The organism is Mesorhizobium sp. B1-1-7 (genome assembly GCF_006442705.1).
In the GTDB taxonomy this organism is placed as follows: domain Bacteria; phylum Pseudomonadota; class Alphaproteobacteria; order Rhizobiales; family Rhizobiaceae; genus Mesorhizobium; species Mesorhizobium opportunistum.
In genome coordinates, this window is the sequence record NZ_VFWQ01000035.1 from 1 (window position 1) to 24,618 (window position 24,618).

The 24,618-nt window shown below is 62.1% G+C and carries 20 protein-coding genes, 1 tRNA gene and 3 pseudogenes; 3 read left to right on the plus strand and 21 right to left on the minus strand.

The genetic code is table 11. The annotated features are described in order from the left end of the window. From FJ978_RS32285 to rpsL, 4 genes and pseudogenes are all read right to left on the minus strand, one after another. A pseudogene (locus FJ978_RS32285) lies at positions 1 to 77 on the minus strand (elongation factor Tu); the annotation flags it as partial. A 67-nt stretch (positions 78 to 144) separates the two neighbouring features. Further along, positions 145 to 2,235, minus strand: coding sequence for an elongation factor G (fusA, locus tag FJ978_RS32290; RefSeq protein ID WP_013895702.1), 2,091 nt, complete (start codon positions 2,233 to 2,235; stop codon positions 145 to 147). A 29-nt stretch (positions 2,236 to 2,264) separates the two neighbouring features. After that, entirely contained in the window at positions 2,265 to 2,735 is a 471-nt protein-coding gene (gene rpsG / locus FJ978_RS32295) for a 30S ribosomal protein S7 (protein WP_008875664.1), read from the minus strand. 71 nt (positions 2,736 to 2,806) lie between these two features. Further along, positions 2,807 to 3,178: a 30S ribosomal protein S12 gene (gene rpsL, locus FJ978_RS32300; RefSeq protein WP_006333356.1), complete on the minus strand. Its 372-nt coding sequence runs from the start codon at positions 3,176 to 3,178 to the stop codon at positions 2,807 to 2,809. 472 nt (positions 3,179 to 3,650) lie between these two features. On the opposite strand from rpsL, the gene FJ978_RS32305 reads away from it, so the two are divergent. Together FJ978_RS32305 and FJ978_RS32310 are read left to right on the plus strand one after the other, a co-directional pair. Continuing rightward, complete coding sequence (locus FJ978_RS32305) at positions 3,651 to 3,932, plus strand: hypothetical protein (RefSeq protein WP_013895703.1); 282 nt, start codon at positions 3,651 to 3,653, stop codon at positions 3,930 to 3,932. Between the two features lie 167 nt (positions 3,933 to 4,099). Then, complete coding sequence (locus FJ978_RS32310; RefSeq protein ID WP_140576879.1) at positions 4,100 to 5,026, plus strand: Gfo/Idh/MocA family oxidoreductase; 927 nt, start codon at positions 4,100 to 4,102, stop codon at positions 5,024 to 5,026. Between the two features lie 164 nt (positions 5,027 to 5,190). On the opposite strand, the pseudogene FJ978_RS32315 reads toward FJ978_RS32310, so the two are convergent. The 9 genes and pseudogenes from FJ978_RS32315 to secE form a co-directional block, all read right to left on the minus strand. Beyond that, a pseudogene (locus FJ978_RS32315) lies at positions 5,191 to 5,857 on the minus strand (O-methyltransferase). A gap of 264 nt (positions 5,858 to 6,121) precedes the next feature. Next, the gene (rpoC, locus tag FJ978_RS32320) at positions 6,122 to 10,318 is read right to left on the minus strand and encodes a DNA-directed RNA polymerase subunit beta' (protein ID WP_013895706.1); all 4,197 of its coding nucleotides are present in this window, start codon (positions 10,316 to 10,318) and stop codon (positions 6,122 to 6,124) included. Between the two features lie 150 nt (positions 10,319 to 10,468). After that, positions 10,469 to 14,605, minus strand: coding sequence for a DNA-directed RNA polymerase subunit beta (rpoB, locus tag FJ978_RS32325; RefSeq protein WP_013895707.1), 4,137 nt, complete (start codon positions 14,603 to 14,605; stop codon positions 10,469 to 10,471). 264 nt (positions 14,606 to 14,869) lie between these two features. Beyond that, positions 14,870 to 15,247: a 50S ribosomal protein L7/L12 gene (rplL, locus tag FJ978_RS32330; protein ID WP_006202136.1), complete on the minus strand. Its 378-nt coding sequence runs from the start codon at positions 15,245 to 15,247 to the stop codon at positions 14,870 to 14,872. Positions 15,248 to 15,301: 54 nt separating this feature from the next. Next, positions 15,302 to 15,820 carry a 50S ribosomal protein L10 gene (rplJ, locus tag FJ978_RS32335; RefSeq protein WP_140576880.1) on the minus strand — a complete coding sequence of 173 codons (519 nt, stop codon included), beginning with the start codon at positions 15,818 to 15,820 and terminating at the stop codon, positions 15,302 to 15,304. A gap of 373 nt (positions 15,821 to 16,193) precedes the next feature. Beyond that, the gene (gene rplA, locus FJ978_RS32340; protein ID WP_140576882.1) at positions 16,194 to 16,892 is read right to left on the minus strand and encodes a 50S ribosomal protein L1; all 699 of its coding nucleotides are present in this window, start codon (positions 16,890 to 16,892) and stop codon (positions 16,194 to 16,196) included. Positions 16,893 to 16,896: 4 nt separating this feature from the next. After that, positions 16,897 to 17,325, minus strand: coding sequence for a 50S ribosomal protein L11 (rplK, locus tag FJ978_RS32345; protein ID WP_010909262.1), 429 nt, complete (start codon positions 17,323 to 17,325; stop codon positions 16,897 to 16,899). A gap of 188 nt (positions 17,326 to 17,513) precedes the next feature. Then, positions 17,514 to 18,041: a transcription termination/antitermination protein NusG gene (nusG, locus tag FJ978_RS32350; RefSeq protein ID WP_013895710.1), complete on the minus strand. Its 528-nt coding sequence runs from the start codon at positions 18,039 to 18,041 to the stop codon at positions 17,514 to 17,516. 27 nt (positions 18,042 to 18,068) lie between these two features. Beyond that, positions 18,069 to 18,272: a preprotein translocase subunit SecE gene (gene secE / locus FJ978_RS32355; RefSeq protein WP_013895711.1), complete on the minus strand. Its 204-nt coding sequence runs from the start codon at positions 18,270 to 18,272 to the stop codon at positions 18,069 to 18,071. Positions 18,273 to 19,023: 751 nt separating this feature from the next. Between secE and FJ978_RS32360 the strand changes: the two genes are divergently transcribed. Next, positions 19,024 to 19,500, plus strand: coding sequence for a gamma-glutamylcyclotransferase family protein (locus FJ978_RS32360; RefSeq protein WP_140576884.1), 477 nt, complete (start codon positions 19,024 to 19,026; stop codon positions 19,498 to 19,500). Positions 19,501 to 19,910: 410 nt separating this feature from the next. On the opposite strand, the gene FJ978_RS32365 is transcribed toward FJ978_RS32360, so the two are convergent. The 8 genes and pseudogenes from FJ978_RS32365 to FJ978_RS32400 form a co-directional block, all read right to left on the minus strand. Further along, positions 19,911 to 20,231 carry a helix-turn-helix transcriptional regulator gene (locus FJ978_RS32365; RefSeq protein ID WP_140576885.1) on the minus strand — a complete coding sequence of 107 codons (321 nt, stop codon included), beginning with the start codon at positions 20,229 to 20,231 and terminating at the stop codon, positions 19,911 to 19,913. After that, positions 20,228 to 20,602: a type II toxin-antitoxin system RelE/ParE family toxin gene (locus FJ978_RS32370; RefSeq protein ID WP_246678241.1), complete on the minus strand. Its 375-nt coding sequence runs from the start codon at positions 20,600 to 20,602 to the stop codon at positions 20,228 to 20,230. The genes FJ978_RS32365 and FJ978_RS32370 overlap by 4 nt, the downstream gene beginning before the upstream one ends. Positions 20,603 to 20,703: 101 nt before the next feature. Then, a complete protein-coding gene (locus tag FJ978_RS32375; RefSeq protein ID WP_140576886.1) occupies positions 20,704 to 21,291 on the minus strand; it encodes a cation transporter in 588 nt (195 codons plus the stop codon). Positions 21,292 to 21,389: 98 nt separating this feature from the next. Then, a tRNA-Trp gene (locus tag FJ978_RS32380) sits at positions 21,390 to 21,465 on the minus strand. An 82-nt stretch (positions 21,466 to 21,547) separates the two neighbouring features. Then, on the minus strand, positions 21,548 to 22,102 hold the full coding sequence (locus FJ978_RS32385) for a putative glycolipid-binding domain-containing protein (protein WP_140576887.1): 555 nt from the start codon (positions 22,100 to 22,102) through the stop codon (positions 21,548 to 21,550). A 31-nt stretch (positions 22,103 to 22,133) separates the two neighbouring features. Further along, complete coding sequence (locus FJ978_RS32390) at positions 22,134 to 22,619, minus strand: group II truncated hemoglobin (protein WP_140576889.1); 486 nt, start codon at positions 22,617 to 22,619, stop codon at positions 22,134 to 22,136. 89 nt (positions 22,620 to 22,708) lie between these two features. Next, on the minus strand, positions 22,709 to 24,340 hold the full coding sequence (locus FJ978_RS32395) for a hypothetical protein (RefSeq protein ID WP_140576891.1): 1,632 nt from the start codon (positions 24,338 to 24,340) through the stop codon (positions 22,709 to 22,711). A gap of 202 nt (positions 24,341 to 24,542) precedes the next feature. Continuing rightward, positions 24,543 to 24,618 (minus strand): annotated as a pseudogene (locus FJ978_RS32400) (elongation factor Tu); the annotation flags it as partial.

A 24,618-nucleotide genomic window follows, 5' to 3' on the forward strand; every position in this document is an offset into this window, starting at 1 on the left:
GTCTTGCCATGATCGACGTGACCGATCGTGCCGATGTTCACATGAGGCTTAGTGCGCTCGAATTTACCTTTTGCCATGTGATGTCTCCATTTCCTGCTTGCCCGTGCGGGCTTTGAATTGCGTTACCGCGGCAGCTCTTTCGAGTTACGCGTATTTCTTCTGGACTTCCTGGGCGACCGCGGTCGGGACCGGCTCGTAGTGATCGAACTGCATCGTGTAGGCCGCGCGGCCCTGGCTCATCGAGCGCAGGTTGTCGACGTACTTGAACATATTGGCGAGCGGCACCATCGCGTTGATGACGACAGCTACGCCGCGCGCTTCCTGGCCCTGGATCTGGCCACGACGGCCGTTCAGATCGCCAATGACGCTGCCGACATAATCTTCCGGCGTCACGACCTCGACCTTCATGATCGGCTCGAGCAGCTGCACGCCAAGCTTGGGTGCCGCTTCACGGAAACACGCACGGGACGCGATTTCGAAGGCCAGAACCGAGGAGTCGACGTCGTGGTAGGCGCCGTCGATGAGCGTCGCCCTGACGCCGATCATCGGGAAGCCCGCGAACGGACCGGCGCCCATGACGCTCTGGATGCCCTTTTCGACGCCCGGGATGTATTCCTTCGGCACCGCGCCGCCGACGATCTTGGACTCGAACACGAAGTCCTCGCCTTCCGCATTCGGCTCGAACACAACCTTGACGCGGGCGAACTGACCGGTACCGCCGGTCTGCTTCTTGTGCGTGTAGTCCTGCTCAAACCTGCGGGTGATCGTCTCGCGATAAGCCACCTGCGGAGCGCCGACATTGGCTTCCACCTTGAACTCGCGGCGCATGCGGTCGACGATGATGTCGAGGTGCAGTTCGCCCATGCCGGAGATGATGGTCTGGCCGCTTTCCTCGTCGGTCTTGACGCGGAAGGACGGATCCTCGGCAGCCAGGCGATGAAGGGCGAGGCCCATCTTCTCCTGGTCGTTCTTGGTCTTCGGCTCGATGGCGATCTGGATGACCGGATCGGGGAATTCCATGCGCTCGAGGATGACCGGATGCAGCGGATCGCACAGCGTGTCGCCGGTGGTCGTGTCCTTCAGGCCAGCCAGAGCGACGATGTCGCCGGCGAAAGCTTCTTCGACGTCGGCGCGCGAATTCGCATGCATCTGCAGCATGCGGCCGATGCGCTCCTTCTTGCCCTTGACGGTGTTGTCGACCGAGATGCCCTTGGTGAGCTTGCCCGAATAGATGCGGGCGAAGGTCAACGACCCGACGAACGGGTCGTTCATGATCTTGAAGGCGAGCATCGACAGCGGCTCGTTATCGTCCGCATGACGCTCGATCTCGGCATCGGTCTTGGCGTCCACACCCTTGATGGCGGGCACGTCGGCGGGCGACGGCAGGTATTCGACAACGGCGTCGAGCAGCGGCTGCACGCCCTTGTTCTTGAAGGCCGAGCCGCAGAACATCGGGTAGAACTTGACCGCGATCGTGCCCTTGCGGATCAGCGAACGGATCTCGTCATTCGACGGCATCTTGCCTTCGAGGTAGTTCTCGAGAGCCGTCTCGTCCATTTCGACGGCGGCTTCGATCATCTTCTCGCGGTATTCCTCGGCACGGGCCTTGAGGTCTTCCGGGATCTCGACGACGTCCCAGGCAGCGCCCAGCGTCTCGTCGCGCCAGACAAGCGCATTCATTTCCACGAGATCGACGACGCCCTTGAAGTCGATCTCGGCGCCGATCGGCAGCTGCATGACGACAGCCTGCGCACCGAGGCGCGAGCCGATCATCTCGACCGAGCGGTAGAAGTCGGCGCCGATCTTGTCCATCTTGTTGCAGAAGATCATGCGCGGAACTTTGTACTTGTCGGCCTGGCGCCAGACCGTTTCCGTCTGCGGCTCAACACCGGCGTTGGCGTCGAGCAGCGCGATGGCGCCGTCGAGCACGCGCAGCGAACGCTCGACTTCAATGGTGAAGTCGACGTGTCCGGGGGTGTCGATGATGTTGAAGCGGTGCATCTTGCCGTCGCGACCCTTCCAGAAGGTCGTGGTCGCGGCGGACGTGATGGTGATGCCGCGCTCCTGCTCCTGCTCCATCCAATCCATGGTGGCAGCGCCGTCGTGGACTTCGCCGATCTTGTGCGACTTGCCCGTATAATAGAGGACGCGCTCGGTGGTCGTCGTCTTGCCGGCGTCAATATGCGCCATGATACCGAAATTGCGGTAATCTTCGATTTTGTATTCGCGGGCCATCGTAGCTGCCTCTCAGTCTCGTTCGCGCTTTACCAGCGGTAGTGCGCGAAAGCGCGGTTGGCTTCAGCCATCTTGTGGGTGTCTTCACGCTTCTTGACGGCCGTGCCGCGGTTGTTGGCCGCGTCCATCAGCTCGCCAGAGAGGCGGTCGACCATCGTGGTCTCGTTGCGGTTGCGCGCGGCGGCGATCAGCCAACGGATGGCCAACGCCTGACGACGCTCGGGGCGCACATCGACCGGAACCTGGTAGGTCGCACCGCCGACGCGGCGCGAACGCACTTCCACATGCGGCGCGACATTGTCGAGCGCCTGATGGAAGACGGTGACCGGCTCCTGCTTGGTCTTCGACTGAACCTGGTCGAGCGCGCCGTAGACGATGGTCTCGGCAACCGACTTCTTGCCGTCATACATGACGGCGTTCATGAACTTGGTGACGATCAGATCGCCGAACTTCGGATCCGGGTTGATCTCACGCTTTTCTGCACTGTGACGACGCGACATGGCTTTTGTCTCTCAATCTCGTAGCCCGACGCATTGGAGCGCCAGAGCCGGAAAATCTTACTTCGGACGCCTTACTTCGGACGCTTGGCGCCGTACTTCGAACGGCGCTGCTTGCGGTTCTTCACGCCCTGCGTGTCGAGCACGCCGCGGATGATGTGGTAGCGAACGCCCGGAAGATCCTTGACGCGGCCGCCGCGGATCATCACCACGGAGTGTTCCTGAAGGTTGTGACCTTCGCCGGGGATGTAACCGATCACTTCAAAACCATTGGTCAGGCGGATCTTGGCCACCTTGCGCAGCGCCGAGTTCGGCTTCTTCGGCGTCGTCGTGTAGACGCGCGTGCAGACGCCCCGCTTCTGCGGGTTCTGCTGCATGGCCGGGACCTTGTTGCGCTTCACCGGCGCAATGCGCGGCTTGCGGATCAGCTGGTTGACGGTAGGCATTAAACCCTCTTGTCTCTCAATTCCGTGTCTCGCCCGGTCAGGGCCGCTCAAAGCGTCATTTCCATACGCAAATTCGGGCCACAAACCGCGCCTCGCGGTCTTGCCCGAACAAATGGCAGAGGAAGCGGAAGCCGCTTCGTGCACGCCGGAAATGTCTTTTCGCTCGTAAAACGAACCCTGTTTGAGGCAAACTCCAAAGCGTGTCGCTTCGGAAAGGAGAGCCTCACATCGGTTCTGACTGGCCGGCTTCTACTCGTAAGCCCGCGAACCGTCAACCCCGGCGTGGCAAATATTGCATCGAAGCCGAGGCTTGGCAGCCATGCGAAAACCGCATGTAATTTTCTTTCGCCATTTTGCAATGGCAAGGAAGAAAGTGACCGGCTTTTGGCTTTTGCGCGCCCTTGCTTCATGCGAAAAGGCGGCATGAGCGACCGAAGCCCCCTCGCCATCCCTTGCAAAGAGGAATCAGCTCGTGAACGACAATGACGAACGCCCAGTGACCATCATCACCGGCCGGGTGTGGAAGCGGAAGGGCGGCAAAGTGGAAGGCGTGCATGTCATGCTGGTCGCGCCCGACGACGATTCGGCTGTGCGCAAAGCGCTCGAATCGCTCGCGGCTGAGGGTTACGCCGAGGCCGAGCTCGACCAGATCGGTGACATGGACGGCGTGCCTGACGACGAGCCGCATCTGTCAGCCTATCAAGGCGCGCTCGAAGGCGAAGTGTCGATCGTGACCTTCGAGGAGCCGATCTGAGAATCAGGCACCCCTCGCCTTTCGAATCGCCGCCAGCCCCTTCCGGCGAAAGAAAAAAGTTGGGCGCTGCAGTCCGGCAAAGCTGGGACTGACCGTCCACCGCTGGCTTGTTCGGGGCAAGTGTTCTGATAAGAAGCGCTGATCATCACCCAACAGACGGAGCGACCGTGTCCCAGCCCATCAAGATTGGCATCGTCGGCGTCGGCAAGATCGTCCGCGACCAGCACCTGCCGGCCTTGGCGAAAGACCAGGATTACCGACTCACCGCCGCCGCCAGCCGGCATGGCAAGGTCGACGGCATCCCGAATTTTCCTGCCATCGAGGCGATGCTCGACGCGGTGCCGGAACTGGACGCCGTCTCGCTCTGCATGCCGCCGCAATTCCGCTACGATGCCGCGCGCACCGCGCTCGAGGCCAAGAAGCATGTCTTCCTGGAAAAGCCTCCGGGCGCCACGGTCAGCGAGGTCGAGGACCTGAAGGCGCTGGCGGCGAGACAGGGCGTTACCCTCTTCGCCAGCTGGCATTCGCGCTATGCGCCGGCGGTGGAGGAAGCGCGGAGCTTTCTCGCATCGACCCGGATCCGCTCGGCGGCGATCGTCTGGAAGGAAGACGTGCGCCGCTGGCACCCGAACCAGGACTGGATCTGGCAGCCAGGCGGCTTCGGCGTCTTCGATCCCGGCATCAACGCGCTGTCGATCGCGACCCACATCCTGCCGGCGATGTTCATCACCTCGGCGGTTCTCGATTTTCCCGAAAACCGTGCCGCCCCGGTCGCCGCGCAAGTCGCCTTCCGCACCTCGAACGGATTGCCGGTGACGATGGAACTCGACTGGCTGCAGACCGGTCCGCAAAGCTGGGACATCCTGGCTGACACGGATGCCGGCAAGATGGTGCTTTCCGGTGGCGGCTCGAAGCTCGCCATCGACGGCAAGATCGTTCACGAAGAGCCCGAAGCCGAATATCCGATGCTCTACAAGCGCTTCGCCGAGATCGTGCGTGCAGGCGCCTCGGATGTCGACCTCGCGCCGCTGCAGCATGTCGCCGATGCCTTCATGCTGGGCAAGCGCAATGTGGTCGAGGCGTTTTTCGACTGATTTGTGCACCGCGACGGGATCGCGGACATGGCTTGAATGCTCGTGCCAGGTCGACCCCCACTCCGTCTCGGCTACGCCGAGCCACCTCTCCCCCGATCGACGGGGTAGAGGAAGGGCGCGAACCTATTGCAGCCAACGCTCGTCGATGCGGCTTCCCTCTGGGATCATTCGACGATCGCGATCGCAAAACCGTCATAGCCCTTGGCACCGACGGTCTGGATGGCGGTTCCGTCCAGCCGCTTGTCGCCGCCGATGAAGGAGAAGGCGGCGCGTGCGCCTTCGACATTGGGATCACGACCGTCCTCGTCGAGCACCGCGCCGTCACGGATGACGTTGTCACAGACGATGACGGTTCCTGAGCGCGACAGCCGCATCGCCCATGACAGATAATTCGGATTGTTCGGCTTGTCGGCGTCGATGAAGATGAGATCGAACGGCCCGGCATTCTCGGCGCTCAGCTCGGCGAGCGACTGAAGCGCCGGCCCGACCCGCAGGTCGACCCGCTCCGACACCCCTGCCCGCTCAAAATTCGACCGCGCGACCTTGGCGTGATGCGGGTCGAGTTCAAGCGTCACGACCTTACCGTCGGCAGGCAATGCGCGCGTCATCCAGATCGTCGAATAGCCGCCCAGCGTGCCGATCTCGAGGATTTTTCTTGCCCCTTTTCATGCGCGCCAGAATTGAAAGCAGCTTGCCTTGCGCCGGCGATACGTCGATCGCCGGCAGGCCTTGGTCATGATTGGCCGCCAGAACGGCATCGAGGGCGGGATCCGCCTCGAACAGGGCATCGACGATGTAGTCGTCGACAGCAGCCCAGGTCTTCTTGCTCATCGTTTTAATCTCCGATCCATTGAAAGCCAAAACGCGAAAGGATGCCGCTAGGCACCCCGGGCGAAAAGCTGCCATGAATATGAATACCCAACATCAAACCCCGAACAAACAAAAAGGCCGCCGGGTTGCCCCGGCGGTCTTGTTGCCTGAGATTTCCAAGAGCGGTTCATCGTTTCATGGAAACGTTGAACCGCTCTATCCTTATTTTGGCAATTCCGGACGGAAAACCGTTTTACACTTTTCCTGGAATTGCTGCCGCCGCGCTTACTGCGCGGCGGTTGTCATGTCGGCCAGCATCGGCTCGGCGACTTCCACACCGGAGGCCTTGCGGCGCTCGTCGATGATGAGTTCGTCGCGCGAGGTGGCGATGCGCCGGATCTGGCTCATCGTGCCGCCGGTACCGGCCGGGATCAGCCGGCCGACGATGACGTTTTCCTTCAAGCCCTGCAGCATGTCGGTCTTGCCGGCAACCGCGGCTTCCGTCAGCACCCTGGTCGTCTCCTGGAAGGAGGCGGCCGAGATGAAGGACGGCGTCTGCAGCGAGGCCTTGGTGATGCCGAGCAGCACCGGCTGACCTTCGGCCGGCTTCTTGCCGTCCTCGATCAGGCGCTCGTTGACCTCTTCCAGCTCGATCACGTCGACGTGGTCGCCCGGAATGTAGGTCGAGTCGCCCTGCGTGGTGATCTCGACCTTCTGCAGCATCTGGCGAACGATCACCTCGATGTGCTTGTCGTTGATCGACACGCCCTGCAGGCGGTAGACCTCCTGGATTTCGTTGACGAGGTAGGAAGCAAGTGCCTCCACGCCCTTGATCGCCAGGATGTCGTGCGGCGCCGGATTGCCGTCGAGGATATAGTCGCCCTTCTCGATGACGTCGCCGTCCTGGAGATGGAACGGCTTGCCCTTCGGGATCAGGTATTCGACCGGCTCGAGCGTCGAGTCATGCGGCTCGATGATGATGCGGCGCTTGTTCTTGTAGTCGCGGCCGAAGCGGATCGTGCCATCGATCTCGGCGATGATGGCGTGATCCTTCGGACGACGGGCCTCGAACAGTTCGGCAACACGCGGCAGACCGCCGGTGATGTCCTTGGTCTTGGCGCTTTCCATCGGGATACGCGCCAGGACGTCGCCGGGACGAACCTGCGCACCCGGCTCGACCGAGAGAATGGCCTCGACCGAGAGCAGGAAGCGGGCGTCGCCGCCCTTCGACAGCTTGCCGACCTTGCCCTTGGCATCCAGGATCGCAATCGCCGGCTTGAGGTCGTTGCCGCGTGGCGTCGAACGCCAGTCGATGACCTCACGCTTGGTGATGCCGGTCGATTCGTCGGCCGTTTCCTGGACGGAAATGCCGTCGACCAGATCCTCGTACGACACCTTGCCCTCGATTTCGGTGAGGACCGGGCGGGTATACGGATCCCACTCGGCGATACGCTGGCCGCGCTTCACCTTGTCGCCATCGTCCACGAAGATACGCGAACCATAGGTGACGCGGTGCGTGGCGCGCTCCTTGCCGGCTTCGTCGAGGATCAGGACCGCCATGTTGCGGCCCATGACCATCTGCTGGCCGTCGGAGTTGCGCACCACGTTGCGGTTGCGGATCTCGACCTTGCCCTCGTAGGAGGCTTCAAGGAACGAGCTATCCACCACCTGCGCGGTACCGCCCATGTGGAAGGTACGCATGGTGAGCTGGGTGCCCGGCTCACCGATCGACTGCGCCGCGATGACGCCAACTGCTTCACCCTGGTTGACCGGGGTACCGCGGGCCAGATCGCGTCCGTAGCAGACCGCGCACACGCCAACCCTGACCTCGCAGGTCAGTGCCGAGCGGATGCGGACCGACTGGACGCCGGCCTTTTCGATCTGCTCCACGTCACGCTCGTCCATCAGCGTTCCGGCCTTGACCAGCAGGTCGCCGGTCACCGGATGGTTGATGTCGTCGAGCGAGGTGCGGCCCAGCACGCGCTGGCCGACCGAAGCGACAACCTGACCGGCATCGACGATCGGCTGCATGGTGAGGCCCTTGTCGGTGCCGCAATCCACGGAGTTGACGATGCAGTCCTGCGCCACGTCGACGAGACGACGGGTGAGGTAACCCGAGTTCGCCGTCTTCAAGGCGGTGTCGGCCAGACCCTTGCGGGCGCCGTGGGTCGAGTTGAAGTACTCGAGCACGGTCAGGCCTTCCTTGAAGTTCGAGATGATCGGCGTCTCGATGATTTCACCCGACGGCTTGGCCATCAGGCCGCGCATACCGGCGAGCTGGCGCATCTGCGTGGGCGAGCCACGCGCACCGGAGTGCGACATCATGTAGATCGAGTTCATCGGCTTCTGACGGCCATTGTCCTCGAACTCCACGGCCTTGATGCGGGCCATCATTTCGTCGGCGACCTTTTCCGAGCACTTGGCCCAGGCGTCGACGACCTTGTTGTACTTCTCGCCCTGGGTGATCAGGCCGTCATTGTACTGCTGCTCGTATTCCTTGGCCAAAGCCTCGGTGTCCGACACCAGCTTGATCTTGGAGTCCGGGATCAGCATGTCGTCCTTGCCGAACGAAATGCCGGCACGGCAGGCGTGGGCGAAACCGAGCGCCATGATGCGATCGCAGAAAATGACCGTCTCCTTCTGACCGCAATGGCGGTAGACGGTGTCGATCATCTTGGAGATGTTCTTCTTGGTCATCTCCTGGTTTGCGGTTTCGTACGGCACATTGACGTTCTTCGGCAGAAGTTCGCCGATGATCATGCGGCCAGGCGTGGTGTCGTGGATCTTCGACACGACCTTGCCTTCGGCGTCGACCGTGCGGAAGCGACCCTTGATCTTGGCGTGCAGCGTCACCGCCTTGGTCTCGAGCGCGTGCTGGAGTTCACCCATGTCGGCAAACACCATGCCCTCGCCCGGCTCGTTCTGGTTGACGATCGAGAGATAGTAGAGACCCAGAACCATGTCCTGCGACGGCACGATGATCGGCGCGCCGGAAGCCGGGTGCAGGATGTTGTTGGTCGACATCATCAGCACGCGGGCTTCAAGCTGCGCTTCCAGGGACAGCGGCACGTGGACCGCCATCTGGTCGCCGTCGAAGTCGGCGTTGAAGGCCGTGCAGACCAGCGGATGCAGCTGGATCGCCTTGCCTTCGATCAGGATCGGCTCGAACGCCTGGATGCCGAGGCGGTGCAGCGTCGGCGCGCGGTTCAGCAGCACCGGATGCTCGCGGATGACCTCGTCGAGGATATCCCAGACCTCCGGACGCTCCTTCTCGACCAGCTTCTTCGCCTGCTTGACGGTCGAGGAATAACCCTTGGCGTCGAGACGGGCGTAGATGAAGGGCTTGAACAGTTCGAGCGCCATCTTCTTCGGCAGGCCGCACTGGTGCAGCTTGAGCTCCGGACCGGTCACGATGACCGAACGGCCGGAATAGTCGACGCGCTTGCCGAGCAAGTTCTGGCGGAACCGGCCCTGCTTGCCCTTGAGCATGTCGGACAGCGACTTCAGCGGACGCTTGTTGGCGCCGGTGATGACGCGGCCGCGACGGCCGTTGTCGAACAGCGCATCGACGGCTTCCTGCAGCATGCGCTTTTCATTGCGCACGATGATGCCCGGCGCCCGCAACTCGATCAGCCGCTTCAGACGGTTGTTGCGGTTGATGACGCGGCGATAGAGGTCGTTCAGGTCGGACGTGGCGAAACGGCCACCGTCCAGCGGGACGAGCGGACGCAGGTCCGGCGGAATCACCGGAACCACCTTCATGATCATCCATTCCGGACGATTGCCGGATTCCATGAAGTTCTCGACGACCTTCAGCCGCTTCAGATACTTCTTCTGCTTCAGCTCGGACGTGGTCGAAGCCAGTTCCGAACGCAGGTCGCCGGCGATCTTCTCCAGGTCCATGCCGGCCAGGAGGTCGTGGATGGCCTCGGCGCCGATCATGGCGGTGAAACTATCCTCGCCATACTCGTCGACGGCGATCATGTACTCTTCCTCGCTGAGCAGCTGGTGCTCCTTCAGCGCGGTGAGGCCAGGCTCGGTGACGATGTAGTTCTCGAAGTACAGGACCCGCTCGATGTCCTTCAGGGTCATGTCGAGCAGCGTGCCGATGCGCGAGGGCAGCGACTTCAGGAACCAGATATGGGCGACGGGAGCGGCGAGCTCGATATGGCCCATGCGCTCGCGGCGAACGCGCGACAGCGTGACTTCGACGCCGCACTTTTCGCAGATGACGCCCTTGTACTTCATGCGCTTGTACTTGCCGCACAGGCACTCGTAGTCCTTGATCGGGCCAAAAATGCGCGCGCAGAACAGACCGTCACGCTCCGGCTTGAAGGTGCGGTAGTTGATGGTCTCCGGCTTCTTGATCTCGCCGAACGACCAGGACAGAATCTTCTCAGGGCTGGCAAGCGAGATCCGGATGGAATCGAACACCTGCGCAGGCGCCTGCGGATTGAAGAGATTCATGACCTCTTGGTTCATGCCGTTCTCCTTTTCGGGGTCCTCGAAAACCCCTTGCATCTAACGCGGACCAAACGCCCGCCGTCTTTGTCGGCCACTGGCCGTCGAATTTGGTAGGCGCGTCGCAAGCTTCCGCGACGCGCCATGTCTTGGTCTTACTCGACCGCGCCCCTATTCGGCAGCATCGGGCAGCCGGATCGGGTTGTCGTCGAGCTTGGTGTTCTCCAGCTCGACATTGAGGCCGAGAGACCGCATTTCCTTGACGAGCACGTTGAAGCTCTCCGGGATGCCGGCCTCGAAGGTGTCGTCGCCGCGGACGATCGCCTCGTAGACCTTGGTACGGCCGGCGACGTCGTCCGACTTCACCGTCAGCATTTCCTGCAGCGTGTAGGCGGCGCCATAGGCTTCCAGCGCCCAGACCTCCATCTCGCCGAAGCGCTGGCCACCGAACTGCGCCTTGCCGCCCAGCGGTTGCTGGGTGACGAGCGAGTACGGACCGATCGAACGCGCGTGGATCTTGTCGTCCACCAGGTGGTGAAGCTTGAGCATGTAGATATAGCCCATAGTCACCTTGCGATCGAACGGTTCGCCGGTGCGTCCGTCATAGAGCTGCGACTGACCGCTGGTATGCAGGCCCGCCTGCTCCAGCATGATGTTGATGTCAGCCTCGTGCGCGCCGTCGAACACCGGGGTCGCGATCGAGACGCCGCGACGCATCTGCTCGCTGAGGCGAACGATGCTCTCGTCGTCATACTCGCGGACCGGCTCGTTGCGGTCGTTGGCCGGCATGAAGCTCTCGAGCGTCTTGCGCAGCGGCTTGATATCACCGGCCGCCTTGTACGTGTCGATCAGCTCGCCGATCTTCCTGCCCATGCCCGCACAAGCCCAGCCCAGATGCGTTTCCAGGATCTGACCGACATTCATGCGGCTCGGCACACCCAGCGGGTTGAGCACGATATCGGCATGCGTGCCGTCCTCGAGGAAAGGCATGTCCTCGACCGGAACGATGCGCGACACGACACCCTTGTTGCCATGACGGCCGGCCATCTTGTCGCCCGGCTGCATCTTGCGCTTCACGGCCACGAAGACCTTGACCATCTTCATGACGCCCGGAGGCATTTCGTCGCCACGCTGCACCTTCTCGACCTTGTCCATGAAGCGCTGCTCGAGCGCCTTCTTGGAGTCGTCGTACTGGCCACGCAGGGCTTCCAGTTCGCTCTGGAGCTTTTCGTTCTCCACGGCAAACTGCCACCACTGCGAACGCGGATACTCGTCGAGCGTGTCCTTGGACAGCGTCGAGCCCTTCTTGAAGCCCTTCGGTCCAGCAATCGCTTCCTTGCCGACGAGGACGTCGGAAAGGCGCGCGTAGACGTTGCGGTCCAGGATGGCCTGCTCGTCGTCACGGTCCTTGGCGAGGCGTTCGATCTCCTCGCGTTCGATCGCCATGGCGCGCTCGTCCTTCTCCACACCGTGGCGATTGAACACGCGCACCTCGACGACGGTGCCGAAGGTGCCCGGAGGCATGCGCATCGAGGTGTCGCGCACGTCGGAGGCCTTTTCACCGAAGATGGCGCGCAGAAGCTTCTCTTCCGGCGTCATCGGGCTTTCGCCCTTCGGCGTGATCTTGCCGACCAGGATATCGCCAGGCTGCACTTCCGCGCCGATGTAGACGATGCCGGCTTCGTCGAGGTTCTTCAGCGCTTCTTCCGAAACGTTCGGAATGTCGCGCGTAATTTCCTCCGGACCGAGCTTGGTATCGCGCGCCATGACCTCGAACTCCTCGATATGGATCGAGGTGAAGACGTCGTCGGCGACGATGCGCTCGGAGAGCAGGATCGAGTCCTCATAGTTGTAGCCGTTCCACGGCATGAACGCGACCAGCACGTTGCGGCCGAGCGCCAGATCGCCGAGCTCGGTCGACGGACCGTCGGCGATGATGTCGCCCTTGTTGACCCGGTCACCCATGCGCACCAGCGGACGCTGGTTGATACAGGTGTTCTGGTTCGAACGCTGGAACTTCATCAGCCGGTAGATATCGACGCCGGACTTGCCCGGATCGAGATCCTCGGTGGCGCGAATGACGATACGCGTCGCGTCCACCTGGTCGACGATGCCGCCGCGGCGGGCGCCGATGGCGGCGCCGGAGTCACGGGCGACGATCGGCTCCATGCCGGTGCCGACGAACGGCGCTTCGGCGCGCACCAGCGGCACGGCCTGACGCTGCATGTTCGAGCCCATCAGAGCGCGGTTGGCGTCGTCGTTTTCCAGGAACGGGATCAGGGCCGCGGCCACCGACACCATCTGCTTGGGCGACACGTCCATCAAGTCGACGTTTTCGCGCGGCGCCATCATCACTTCGCCGGCGCTGCGGCAAATGACGAACTCGTCGACGAAGCCGCCATTCTTGTCGAGCTCGGCGTTGGCCTGCGCGACGTGGTGCTTGGCTTCTTCCATCGCCGAGAGATAGACGACGTCATTGGTCAGCTTGCCGTCGACGATCTTGCGGTACGGGCTCTCGATGAAGCCGTACTTGTTGACACGTGCGAAAGTGGCCAGCGAGTTGATCAGACCGATATTCGGGCCTTCCGGCGTCTCGATCGGGCAGATGCGGCCGTAATGCGTCGGGTGCACGTCGCGCACCTCGAAGCCGGCACGCTCGCGGGTCAGACCGCCCGGTCCAAGCGCCGACAGGCGACGCTTGTGGGTGATCTCCGACAGCGGGTTGGTCTGGTCCATGAACTGCGACAGCTGCGAGGAACCGAAGAACTCACGCACGGCGGCGGCCGCCGGCTTGGCGTTGATCAGGTCCTGCGGCATCACCGTGTCGATCTCGATCGAGGACATACGCTCCTTGATCGCGCGCTCCATACGCAGCAGGCCGACGCGGTACTGGTTCTCCATCAGCTCGCCGACCGAGCGCACGCGGCGGTTGCCGAGATTGTCGATGTCGTCGATCTCGCCCTTGCCGTCGCGCAGTTCGACCAGCGTCCTGACCACGGCCAGGATGTCGTCCTTGCGCAGGACGCGCACGGTGTCCTCGGCCTTGAGCTCGAGGCGCATGTTCATCTTGACGCGGCCGACGGCCGACAGGTCGTAGCGCTCGCTGTCGAAGAACAGCGAGTTGAACATGGCTTCGGCGGTCTCGAGCGTCGGCGGCTCGCCGGGGCGCATGACACGATAGATGTCGAACAGCGCGTCCTGGCGGCTTTCGTTCTTGTCGACGTTGAGCGTGTTGCGGATATAGGCGCCGACATTGACGTGGTCGATGTCGAGGACCTTGATCTCGTTCTCGCCCGTGCCGAGAAGCACTTTGAGAGTCTTTTCATCGATCTCGTCACCGGCTTCGAGGAAGATCTCGCCGGTTGCGTAGTTGACGATGTCCTCGGCCAGGTAGTTGCCGAGCAGATCCTCGTCGGTCGCCTTGATCGCCTTCAGACCTTTTTCGCCAAGCGCTCTGGCCTGACGGGCGGTGATCTTCTTGCCGGCTTCGACAACGACCTCGCCCGTGTCAGCGTCGACCAGGTCGCCGACGGCCTTGAGGCCGCGGAAACGCTCGACGTTGAACGGAATGCGCCAGTGGTCGCCGGCGCGCTTGTAGGTGATCTTGTTGTAGAAGGTCGACAGGATCTCTTCGCCGTCCATGCCGAGCGCCATCAGCAGCGACGTCACCGGAATCTTGCGGCGGCGGTCGATGCGGGCGTGCACGACGTCCTTGGAATCGAACTCGATGTCGAGCCACGAGCCGCGATAGGGAATGACGCGCGCGGCAAACAGAAGCTTGCCCGACGAGTGCGACTTGCCCTTGTCATGGTCGAAGAAGACGCCCGGCGAACGGTGCATCTGCGAGACGATGACGCGCTCGGTGCCGTTGACGATGAAGGTGCCGTTCAAGGTCATGAGCGGCATGTCGCCCATGTAGACGTCCTGCTCCTTGATGTCCTTGATCGACTTGGCGCCGGTATCCTCGTCGATATCGAACACGATGAGGCGCAGCGTCACCTTCAGCGGCGCGGCATAGGTCAGGTCGCGCTGACGGCATTCGTCAACGTCGAATTTCGGTCCTTCGAACTCGTACTTCACGAACTCCAGCATCGAGGAGCCGGAAAAATCGGAGATCGGGAAGACCGACTTGAAAACGGCCTGCAGTCCCTCGTCCGGACGTCCGCCCTTGGGCTCGTCCACCATCAGGAACTGGTCATAGGATGCTTTTTGAACCTCGATCAGGTTCGGCATCTCCGCAACTTCCGGGATCTTTCCGAAGAACTTGCGTACGCGTCTGCGGCCATTGAAAGTCTGGGTCTGGGCCATCGTCGCTCCTTAGCTCTAAACTCGGGACGAGCCTCGCCGCGGCTCGCCTTGCATACCGAGCCGCCTGGGCGGCGGCCCTCTGTCTGTTCTCCGGCAGCCACAACCAATTGCTTGGCGGCGGCCGGCCGAAACGGGAGAAAACCCGTTTCCTGAAGGCCTGTTCGGGCCCTCAGGAAAGAGGTTCTCGTACATCTCGCGTTACGCGTCCTCCCCTCCAGGTGAAGGGAGTGGCGGACGGCGCGAGGCCGCCCGCCGCTTTTACGCTTACTTCAGGTCGACCTTGGCGCCGGCTGCTTCCAGCTGGGCCTTGAACTTGTCAGCGTCGGCCTTGGAAACGCCTTCCTTGACCGGCTTCGGAGCCGCTTCGACCAGATCCTTGGCTTCCTTGAGGCCAAGACCGGTGATGGCGCGGACTTCCTTGATGACGTTGATCTTCTGAGCGCCAGCGTCGGTGAGGACGACGTCGAATTCCGTCTTTTCCTCGACCGGAGCAGCGGCGGCAGCAGCGCCGCCAGCAGCGGCAACCGCCACAGGAGCAGCAGCCGAAACGCCCCACTTTTCTTCCAGAAGCTTCGACAGCTCGGCCGCCTCGAGGACGGTCAGCTTCGAAAGGTCGTCTACGATCTTTGCGAGATCAGCCATTGTTGTATTCCTTCATAAGGTTCGAACGTGTGTTTGTGATAGCGAGGAACGGCCTCATGCCGCCTCGTCCTTCCGGGCGTAAGCGCCGATGACGCGCGCGACCGAGGCCGCTGGCGCATTGACGATCTGGGCGATCCGGGTTGCCGGCGTGGCGATCATGCCAACCAGCCTGGCGCGCAGCTCATCGAGCGACGGAAGTGTGGCGAGTGCCTTCACACCGTCGGCGTTGAGCGAGGTGGTGCCCATTGCGCCGCCGAGAATGACGAGCTTGTCATTTCCCTTGGCGAAATCGGACGCGACCTTCGGCGCCGCAATCGGATCCTCCGAATAAGCGATCAGCGTCTGTCCCTTGAACAGCTCGATGATCGATGCGGAGTCCGTGCCCTGAAGAGCGATTTTGGCGAGACGGTTCTTCGCGACTTTAACGGTGCCACCGGCGGCGCGCATTTTCGACCGAAGGTCGTTCATTTGCGCGACGGTGACACCGGCATAGTGGGCCACGACCACTGAACCTGCGCTTGCAAACGCATCGTTCAGGCCCGTGACGAGTTCGCGTTTTTCCGCTCTGTCCACTGCCTATCTCCAGTTGACCCCTGCCCCTAAAATAGGACAGGCGTCGGGTTGCCTTTGCCGGCCGGGCCATCCAGTAACGGATCTCCCGAACGACGCTCGAGGATCCTGCCCCCTTTCGCCACACCGCCGGCCAAGCCGACGATGCGCAGACAAAAGGCAAACACGGTTCGAACCTTTCATTGGAGCACTTGCTCCACTGTCAGGTCTTCACCCGTCTCATGCAGGCCCACATGAATTAAGGCTTTTGGGCCGCCTGCAATCTCGGACAGGATGTCCGGAAGCCTTTCGGCTTCCGGCACCGGGCCGCCGACACGTCGGAGGCCCGGAATTCACTTGCGGATCAGTCTCTTGGGAGACGATCCAAATGGTCGTATCAGGACGCTGCGAGCGTCGAGACGTCGAGCTTGAGGCCCGGGCCCATCGTCGAGGTGACCGACACCTTCTTGACGTAGTTGCCCTTGGCGCCAGCTGGCTTTGCCTTGGTCACCGCGTCGGCGAAGGCGCGGATGTTCTCTTCCAGCGCCTTAACGTCGAACGAGACCTTGCCGACGCCGGCATGAACGATGCCGGCCTTTTCGACGCGGAACTCGACCGCGCCGCCCTTCGATGCCTTGACGGCGGCGGCGACGTCGGTGGTGACGGTGCCGACCTTCGGGTTCGGCATCATGCCGCGCGGGCCGAGCACCTTGCCGAGACGGCCGACGAGCGGCATCATATCCGGCGTGGCGATGCAGCGATCGAAATCGATCGTGCCCTTCTGGACGATGTCGACCAGATCCTCGGCTCCGACGATGTCGGCGCCGGCGGCCTTGGCTTCCTCGGCCTTGTCGCCACGAGCGAACACGGCGACGCGAACCGAGCGGCCGGTGCCGTTCGGCAGGTTGACCACGCCACGGACCATCTGGTCGGCATGGCGCGGGTCGACGCCGAGGTTCATGGCGACTTCGATGGTCTCGTCGAACTTGACCGTGGAACGGTCCTTGAGCAGCTTCAGCGCTTCACCCAAGGCGTAGGCCTTGTTGGGATCGATGCCTTCGCGGGTCTTCGATACACGCTTTGCAACCTTTGCCATGATCTCAGCCCACCACTTCCAGACCCATCGAGCGGGCGGAGCCCTCGACCATGCGCATGGCCGCTTCGACGTCGTTTGCGTTCAGATCCTTCATCTTGGCAGTCGCGATTTCGCGAACCTTGTCGCGCGAAACGGTGCCAGCCTTGACCTTGCCCGGCTCCTTCGAGCCCGACTTCAGGTTCGCTGCCTTCTTCAGGAAATAGCTCACCGGCGGCGTCTTCATGACGAAGGTGAATGACTTATCCTGATAGTAGGTGATGACGACCGGAACCGGCGATCCCTTTTCCATTTCCTGGGTCTGCGCGTTGAACGCCTTGCAGAACTCCATGATGTTGATGCCGCGCTGACCAAGCGCCGGGCCGATCGGGGGCGACGGCGTAGCCGAACCCGCGGAGACCTGGAGCTTGAGCTGGCCTGCAATTTTCTTAGCCATCTCTTTTCCTGCCTTTGTCTATGCCGGCACCCACTATCTGGGAAACCCGGCGGTTGCAGTCTGGTGGTGCGGTCCGCGCAGCCGGCTAAAGCCGCATTCGCCTCCCACCGTTCTCAAGGCCGCGCGCTTGTGCGCCGCCTCCCCCGATCGCCGACCGGCGTCGCCGGTCCAACATCGGGGATTTCGGATCAGCCCTTTTCGACCTGTCCGAATTCCAGATCGACAGGCACGGCGCGCCCGAAGATCGAAACTTCCACCTTGAGCCGCGCCCGCTCCTCGTCCACTTCCTGGACGAAACCGTTGAAGGACGCGAACGGACCATCCGAAACACGGATCGCCTCGCCGATCTCGAAGGTGACCGACGGCTTCGGCCGTTCGACGCCTTCCTGGACCTGGTTCAGGATACGCTGCGCCTCGGCCTCGGTGATCGGCACCGGCTTGGAGTCGCCGAGAAAGCCGGTGACCTTCGGCGTGTTCTTGACCAGCGAGAACACCGCATCGGTCAAATTGGCCTTCAGGAGCACATAGCCCGGGAAGAACTTGCGCTCGGCATCGACCTTGCGGCCACGGCGAACTTCGACGACCTTCTCGGTCGGCACCACGATCTGCTCGATATCGGCGGACAGGCCCTTCTGCTTGGCCTTGTTCTCGATGTCCTCGGCGACCTTCTTTTCAAAGTTCGAATAAGCGTGGACGATGTACCAGCGCGCAGTCATTTTTAGACTTCTCCGTAATCGCCGGACTTAACGTCCAATGCCCAGAATCTGTTCGACCGCGAAGCCCATGAGCTGATCGGCGGTGAAGAAAAAGACCATCGCAATCACAGCGAAGGCCAGAACCATCACCGTCGAGATCATGGTCTCGCGACGCGACGGCCAAGTCACCTTGGCTGTCTCCGAGCGGACCTGCTGGAGAAAGACGAAAGGATTTGTGGTTTTCGAAGCCATATGCCGCCTGTCTTCAAGACCCGTTGGCCGGGCCCCCTGGATGATCCCGCTGACCGGGACGTGCCGCCTGAGCCCAGAGTCGCGCCGAATCAGCGCAACCATTTCGCCCATGCAAATCAGACGCGTAAAGCCGGCTTCCCAGCTCCACGCGTCGCGTGTCTGTCCTGTCTACATAAAACCGATTCTTGATCCACGCAAGTGGCAAGTGTCCGCTTTATGACCAAACACCGCCTCGGAACCATCCAGTCGTTCCGTCCCGGCTATAGCTGCCTTATGCCCCAATCAGGCTAATATGGCAAGCGGGTCGCCGATTTTCAAAGGCCGACCCGCAAAATATCGATGCGCGCAGGGCATTCGTGTGACGGAAGCTGGCCCTTTTCAGCCGGACTGTTTGGCGTTCGCCCAGTGACTGATGGGGGACCTGGAACATGGCCGACGGCGGGAATGGAGGTGCGGCCGCAGTTGGCCAGGCGCCACCGTATGCTCACATGCGCACAAGCAGGATAAGCGAGAATTTCGCGGATGCAATTCAATGCGGAAGGGACAGCACCGATATGGCCCGATAAGATGTGTGTTCTTCACATAAGCTGGCTTCGACGGATGGGCGAGGTCATTGGCGATGGCTCCGCCGAACTTGCTCGACGACAGCTCGCTCAAGATCACATTGCCTATCACAACGGCGGCGAAGCCATTCTGAAAGCCAAATGAGTATTTCATCAGCAGCGCTGCTAGGCCTCTCGAGGGTATCCCAATGCTATATTTCGCCTACGGATCGAACATGGACCCGCTGCAGATCGCAAAGCGCTGCCCTGGCCACCAGGTCGTGGGCATCGGCATGTTGCCGAGCCATCGGCTCTGTTTTCCGCGGCTGTCAAAGAATCGCGGGTGCGGGGTATCGTCCATAGAGCCGGTTCACGACGGGGTGGTATGGGGCGTTGTCTACAGGTTGACGCCCGATGACGTGGTCCGCCTCGATCGGGAGGAAGGATACGAGGCCAGCCGCCCCGCGGGCGAGAACCGCTATAACCGGATGACGATAGTGGTGACCATGGGTGGCGAGCCCACCGAAATGCAGACCTATGTCGCTGAGCGGCAGGAAAATCCCCCTCCCCCAAATGCCGAGTATTTAGCACTGATGCGCGATGGCGGCCGGCACCATGGGTTACCCGCTCCCTATCTCGCCATGCTCGACGCGCTGGGTGAGGATGTCGGGATCGGATCTGGTTGATCTGCCAACCGTAAAAAAGGCGCCCAACCGTTTCCGGGAGCGCCTTTCGCATGGATGTGGTGAGTTACTGTATCCACCACTGCGGTCGTAGCGATTGCCAGGATAGCTTTAGTCACGCCGGACGCCAAACGTTTGAGTGTTGAATAGGCTTGGACTTTAAGTGCCGTTTTTTCTCATCGGGTTATTCCTTTCCGTTGGTAGCAGCGAAAATCGCCACGATTAGAAGAAAGGCAACCACAACGAGGCAAGTGGTGGGAGTCGCCCCCACACCCACCCCCGAAACCGGATGATGAACCGACAAGTGGTGGCCCTCTGAGCTAGGTGCAAGGGCTATTTCGGGCGCCAGGGCGACGATTATTTGTTCTGCTTTAGATACTGGCTTAGAGAGTCGACGCCGGGGCGCTGTCTGGTCAAGCGGCTTCAGCCGCTCGAGCTGATCGTCGAGGCTTATGGCGAACCACCACGTCGACCTTGTAGTCGAGCCGGTCCAGACAGCGAACCAGCCTGTCTATCGAGAACTTCCCGGTGCGCCCGGTGACGATCGCCGAAACGTCCGGCTGTTTCATCCCGAGCAACTCGGCCGACTTCGCCTGGGTTAGGCGCCGGCGCTTGATAATGGCGCGGATCTCGCGGGCCAGCTTGGCCTTGAGCAATTCCTCTTCGGGATTGTCAAAGCCGAGGTCCGCAAACACGTTGCCGCTGCTCATTTCGGCGGTGATGTCTTCAGTCATGACTTTGTTCCTTTCCCATGGTTTTCGCGGTAGTGCGCCTCGGCTGCCTTCAATCGCGCTGTCACGAGATCGATCTCGTGCTTGGGCGTCTCCCTGCCCTTCTTCGACTTCTTCTGGAAGCAATGAAGGACGTAGATCACCCGGGCGAAGCGCACGGTGTAGACGGCCCGGTAGGTGTCCCCGTCGAAGTCGTCGACCACCTCAAGGATGCTGCGACCGCCAAACCCTTTTAGGGCTTTGACAGCCGGGTGCTCTTCACCATTCTGGGCGTCGTTGATTGCGACCCCCATCAACCGGCGAACATCGACCGGAAACTCGCGCAGGTCGTCCTTCGACGATCCCATCCATACTGCGGGTTTTTGGTTTTTCATTCGCGCCCACCTTATAGCACATAGACTATAGTTTTTTCAAAGAAATCCTGACGCCCCCTTAAACCGGAAAATAACGGGGCCAAATGTCATCATATCAGCAATCAAGCGGCTGCCCGGCGCTCTTCACGCGCGGCTTCCCACACTTCGCGGGCGGCGTCGGCATTCAAGGCCGCAATCCCCAAACCCACCAGCAAATCTGGCCACGCCGATCGCCATACGAAAGCCGTCATCAGCCCGGCAGCAATAATGGCAATGTTGGCGAATGCGTCATTGCGTGCCGACAGGAATGCCGCCCGCGTCAGGCTGCCGCCGTGGTGCCGGTAGGCGGCGAGCATGTAGGCACAGGAGAGATTGACCGCGAGTGCACCCAGACCTGTCAGCGACAGGGCGAAGGCTTGAGGCGGCACCGGCGCGTTGAATTTTTCCCACGCCGTCCAGAGGGTCGCCACGCCCGGCACAAGCAGGATAAGCGCCAGCGCCATGCCGACCCGCCAGCGGGCGCGCATCGACCAGCCCAGCGCGAGCAGAATGAGAAGGTTGACCGAGGCATCTTCCAGAAAGTCGATGCTGTCGGCGAACAACGACACCGATCCGATGGCGAGCGCCACGGCGAACTCGATGCCAAAATAGCTCAGGTTCAGAAGTGCGACGAGCAGGACAATACGGCGGAGCGCGCTATGGGCTTCCATGTCCAAACCTTCTCACGATTTAGCACGTCCGGCCACCAGCGGTTCGCCGATTTTCCAAGGCCAGCAGCAAATATCGTTCGGATGGCCATTTTGGAAAATGGCACGGGCAGCAGGGCTCGAACCTACGACCTGCGGTTTTGGAGACCGCCGCTCTACCAACTGAGCTATGCCCGTATCGTGTGCGCCTCGGCGCAGCAGGGGTTTCCTAAAAGCTTCCGCGCTGTCTGTAAAGAGCGGTTTGCAGGCAAACGCGCCTTCATCCCCTTTGCCAGAAATCGGGATAGCTGACGACCAGCCCGTCATCGTCGATCTCGAGTTCCCGCTTGAAGTCGCTGGCGCGCGATTCATAGAGATACCGCTTGCCCTCTTCGAGACATGAGTAGCGCTGCGGGTTGCTCACCACCGTGAGCGCGGGGAAATCGACGAAAGCGGTGGTGATCTCGGCACTTTGCCCGGTGGAAAGCCGCAAGCGCCGGATCGGCAGCGTGTTGGTGAACGGCGTGACGGTGAGGTCCGGGTCGAAGACGCCGTCGAGCTCCGGCACGGGCATGCCGTCCCGGGTCCAGTGGCCGTCGCCGTCGGAGGCAAGAACCAGCGTCCGGTCGCTGCCGATCATGTCGACCGTGACGCTCCTGACGCGCCAGTTCGCGTCGCAGCCTATGCGATAGCGGACGGCGAAAGGCGCTTGGCCGGAGCAAATGACGACGGAATCGGCCAACACCTCGCCAGCCCGCTCGCGCAGCACAAGATGTTCGAGGCCGGGGCCTTCCCACTCGCGCCAGCGCACGATCTTGAATTCCTCGGCAGTCATTGCTCCAGCAGCTCTCGGCAGGCTTTGCCGGTCATGATTTGGCATCAGGCGGCGTGTAGGGTCCGCCAGGCACACCCCAGCCCCAGGCCGGCATCGGTTCGGTTTCCGGGTCGCAGGTCTCGCCGAGATTGGAATTCATCTTGGCCAGCCGCGATCCCCACTCGACATAGCCCATGAAGGCCGAACGGAATTCGGGATCGTCGGGCAGGCCGACGGCATCGGCGGCGTCTGCCAGGAGGTTGATCCAGCGGCGGCGCTGTTCCTCCGTCAGATGCTTGCCCAGGTGATGCATGACCATTTCGCGGTGCCCGCCATGCTGTTCGCTATAGGTTTTCGGCCCGCCGAAAACCTCGCCTATGAAAGCGGCGACATGGGCGGGATGGTCCGGCGACATGGTCTTGAACACCGGCCCGACGATCGGGTCCTGCGCCACCTTATCATAGAAGGTCTGCGTCAGCCGGTTCAGCGCCTCGCTGCCGCCGGCCCATTCGTAGAGTGTCGGGACGTCCTTGCGCATCAGAGTTCACCTGTCCTGGCTGCCCGAGAACAATAGCGGAAAGCCCTCGCTCTGCTCAACCTGCCCCGATGGCCAGCCAGCCTGCGCGACTACAGTTTCGCCGGCGTCTCGGCTTCGGCATTGGCTGACGGCGTAACCCTGCAATTGTCCGGTTTCGCTGCCGCCCTGCATATGGTGGCACCTGTCAGTTCGTCGGCGGACTGACGCCCGGTCGCCAGCCCGAGCCTCAGCGCCGTGTCTCGATCGAGCTGCGTTTGGCCCGATGAGCGCTGCATGGCCTCGAACAGGCCAGGCCCGATCGCCATCTCCTCAAGATACGCCTTGACCTTCTCCTCCTGTCCGAGCGCCTGCACGCTGAGGCGCGCATCCGGCCCAATCAGGCGCCTGATGCCGCCGGCGACCACGATCGGACAGACCGAGGCGCATTCACCTTCCGTATCGATGGTCAGCCCGGTGTGGGCGCCATCCCTGGCCAGGCAGTCCAGGGAGGGACCGCAGTCGACGAAATCCGTGCGGGCGACGACGACATCGAGCTTATGCTCCCGGATCGTCCTGCCGACGGCGAGAGCGCCGTCGACATCGCCGCCTCGCGAGCTGATCACGATCGGCAGCCGCCGCCCACCGGCGGCATCGAGCGCCTGGCGCAGCCTTTCCGGCGTCTGTGCGGTGATCGACCCTTCGGCGGAGATCCATTCCGGGCAGTCGGGATTGCACAGCGGATTGCTGCCGCGCACAAGCACGAAGCGCATATCCGCTTCCTTCGGCGGCATGCCTTCAGCCGGCTGAGTCAGGGCAGGCCTGGCCCCGGCGGTCGGGGCGCCGGCCGTGTCCTTGCCTGCCGGTACCTGCCGGCAGTTCGCCTGCGGCTGCTCCGGCCTGCAGGCGGTCCCCCCGGTCATGACATCGACGCTGTCCAGGCTGGTGACGAGTTTCATGCGCAGCATGGCATCGAGGGCAATCTGCCGGATGTCGCTGGCCTGCGTCTGCTTCATCGTCTCGAGCACGTCCTGGTCGACGCCCATTTCCTTTAGATAGGCGGCAAGGCGTTTCTCGACCCCCTTGCTCATTTCGTAGGTCTTGTAGCTGCCGGCGTTCTTTCGGCTGACGATCCTGGTGCTGATGATCTTCTTCTTGCCGTTCACGATCCGGTAGGTGGTCCGGTAGACCAGCCTCGTCCGCTGGAAGGTGGTTGTGATCTGGTGGACACCGAGATAGGCGAAATCGCCGACCACGCGGCGGACACCGCCGGAAAACATCAGCGGACAGGCCGAATTGCACATGGCGCCGCTGTCATAGGCCATGCCGAAATAGCCGGCTGCCTTGCCGTCCTTGTCCTTGCCGTCCTTGTCCGTGCAGTTCTTCATCCGCGGCTCGCAGCCGGTGAAGACGGTCGTGCCGACGGCGGCATCGAGCTTGTTCTTGCGGATCAGCCGGCCAAGCGTCAGCGCCGCGTCGACATTGCCGCCGGGGGAATTGACGACGACCGGCAGTTGCCGGCCGGCGAGCGTCTTGAGTGCGCGCTTGAACAAGGCCGGCGTGCCAGCCTCGATGGTGCCTTCCGCCGATATCCATTCCGGACAGTTGGGCTCGCAGCCCGGCGCACTGCTGCGCACGACAGCGAACCGCATCGGCGGGATATCCGGCTGCTCCTCCTCGGCCTGGGCCGCACAGGCAGGCAGCGCCACGGCAAGCAACAGCACGAGGCGGGCCAGCGCCCGCAACCACCATGCCTGTCCATCGAAACGACGCCCTGGAACCACTCTTGGCCAAGCTCCCTCGGTACAACCCATACTAGTTGCGGCGATGGCGCTTGCAACAGCTTTCAGCTGCCGGCAAATGCGCCTCTTCCGCGGCCATGATGGAAACAAAAAGGGCGGCCCGAAGACCGCCCTTTCCTGTCGAACCGGCGAAAACCGGCCTCGATTACTCTTTGATGGTGACGACGATGCCGGCACCGACGGTGCGGCCGCCTTCACGGATGGCGAAGCGCAGCTTCTCT

Coding starts and splice junctions, on each gene's coding strand:
- rpsL (WP_006333356.1), bottom strand. CDS start 3,178: ATGCCTACCGTCAACCAGCTGATCCGCAAGCCGCGCATTGCGCCGGTG.
- FJ978_RS32370 (WP_246678241.1), bottom strand. CDS start 20,602: ATGAAAAACCAAAAACCCGCAGTATGGATGGGATCGTCGAAGGACGAC.
- FJ978_RS32390 (WP_140576889.1), bottom strand. CDS start 22,619: ATGCGCAAGGACGTCCCGACACTCTACGAATGGGCCGGCGGCAGCGAG.
- FJ978_RS32375 (WP_140576886.1), bottom strand. CDS start 21,291: ATGGAAGCCCATAGCGCGCTCCGCCGTATTGTCCTGCTCGTCGCACTT.
- rpoC (WP_013895706.1), bottom strand. CDS start 10,318: ATGAACCAAGAGGTCATGAATCTCTTCAATCCGCAGGCGCCTGCGCAG.
- rpoB (WP_013895707.1), bottom strand. CDS start 14,605: ATGGCCCAGACCCAGACTTTCAATGGCCGCAGACGCGTACGCAAGTTC.
- rplK (WP_010909262.1), bottom strand. CDS start 17,325: ATGGCTAAGAAAATTGCAGGCCAGCTCAAGCTCCAGGTCTCCGCGGGT.
- fusA (WP_013895702.1), bottom strand. CDS start 2,235: ATGGCCCGCGAATACAAAATCGAAGATTACCGCAATTTCGGTATCATG.
- FJ978_RS32385 (WP_140576887.1), bottom strand. CDS start 22,102: ATGACTGCCGAGGAATTCAAGATCGTGCGCTGGCGCGAGTGGGAAGGC.
- rplA (WP_140576882.1), bottom strand. CDS start 16,892: ATGGCAAAGGTTGCAAAGCGTGTATCGAAGACCCGCGAAGGCATCGAT.
- FJ978_RS32360 (WP_140576884.1), top strand. CDS start 19,024: ATGCTATATTTCGCCTACGGATCGAACATGGACCCGCTGCAGATCGCA.
- FJ978_RS32365 (WP_140576885.1), bottom strand. CDS start 20,231: ATGACTGAAGACATCACCGCCGAAATGAGCAGCGGCAACGTGTTTGCG.
- rplL (WP_006202136.1), bottom strand. CDS start 15,247: ATGGCTGATCTCGCAAAGATCGTAGACGACCTTTCGAAGCTGACCGTC.
- secE (WP_013895711.1), bottom strand. CDS start 18,272: ATGGCTTCGAAAACCACAAATCCTTTCGTCTTTCTCCAGCAGGTCCGC.
- rpsG (WP_008875664.1), bottom strand. CDS start 2,735: ATGTCGCGTCGTCACAGTGCAGAAAAGCGTGAGATCAACCCGGATCCG.
- nusG (WP_013895710.1), bottom strand. CDS start 18,041: ATGACTGCGCGCTGGTACATCGTCCACGCTTATTCGAACTTTGAAAAG.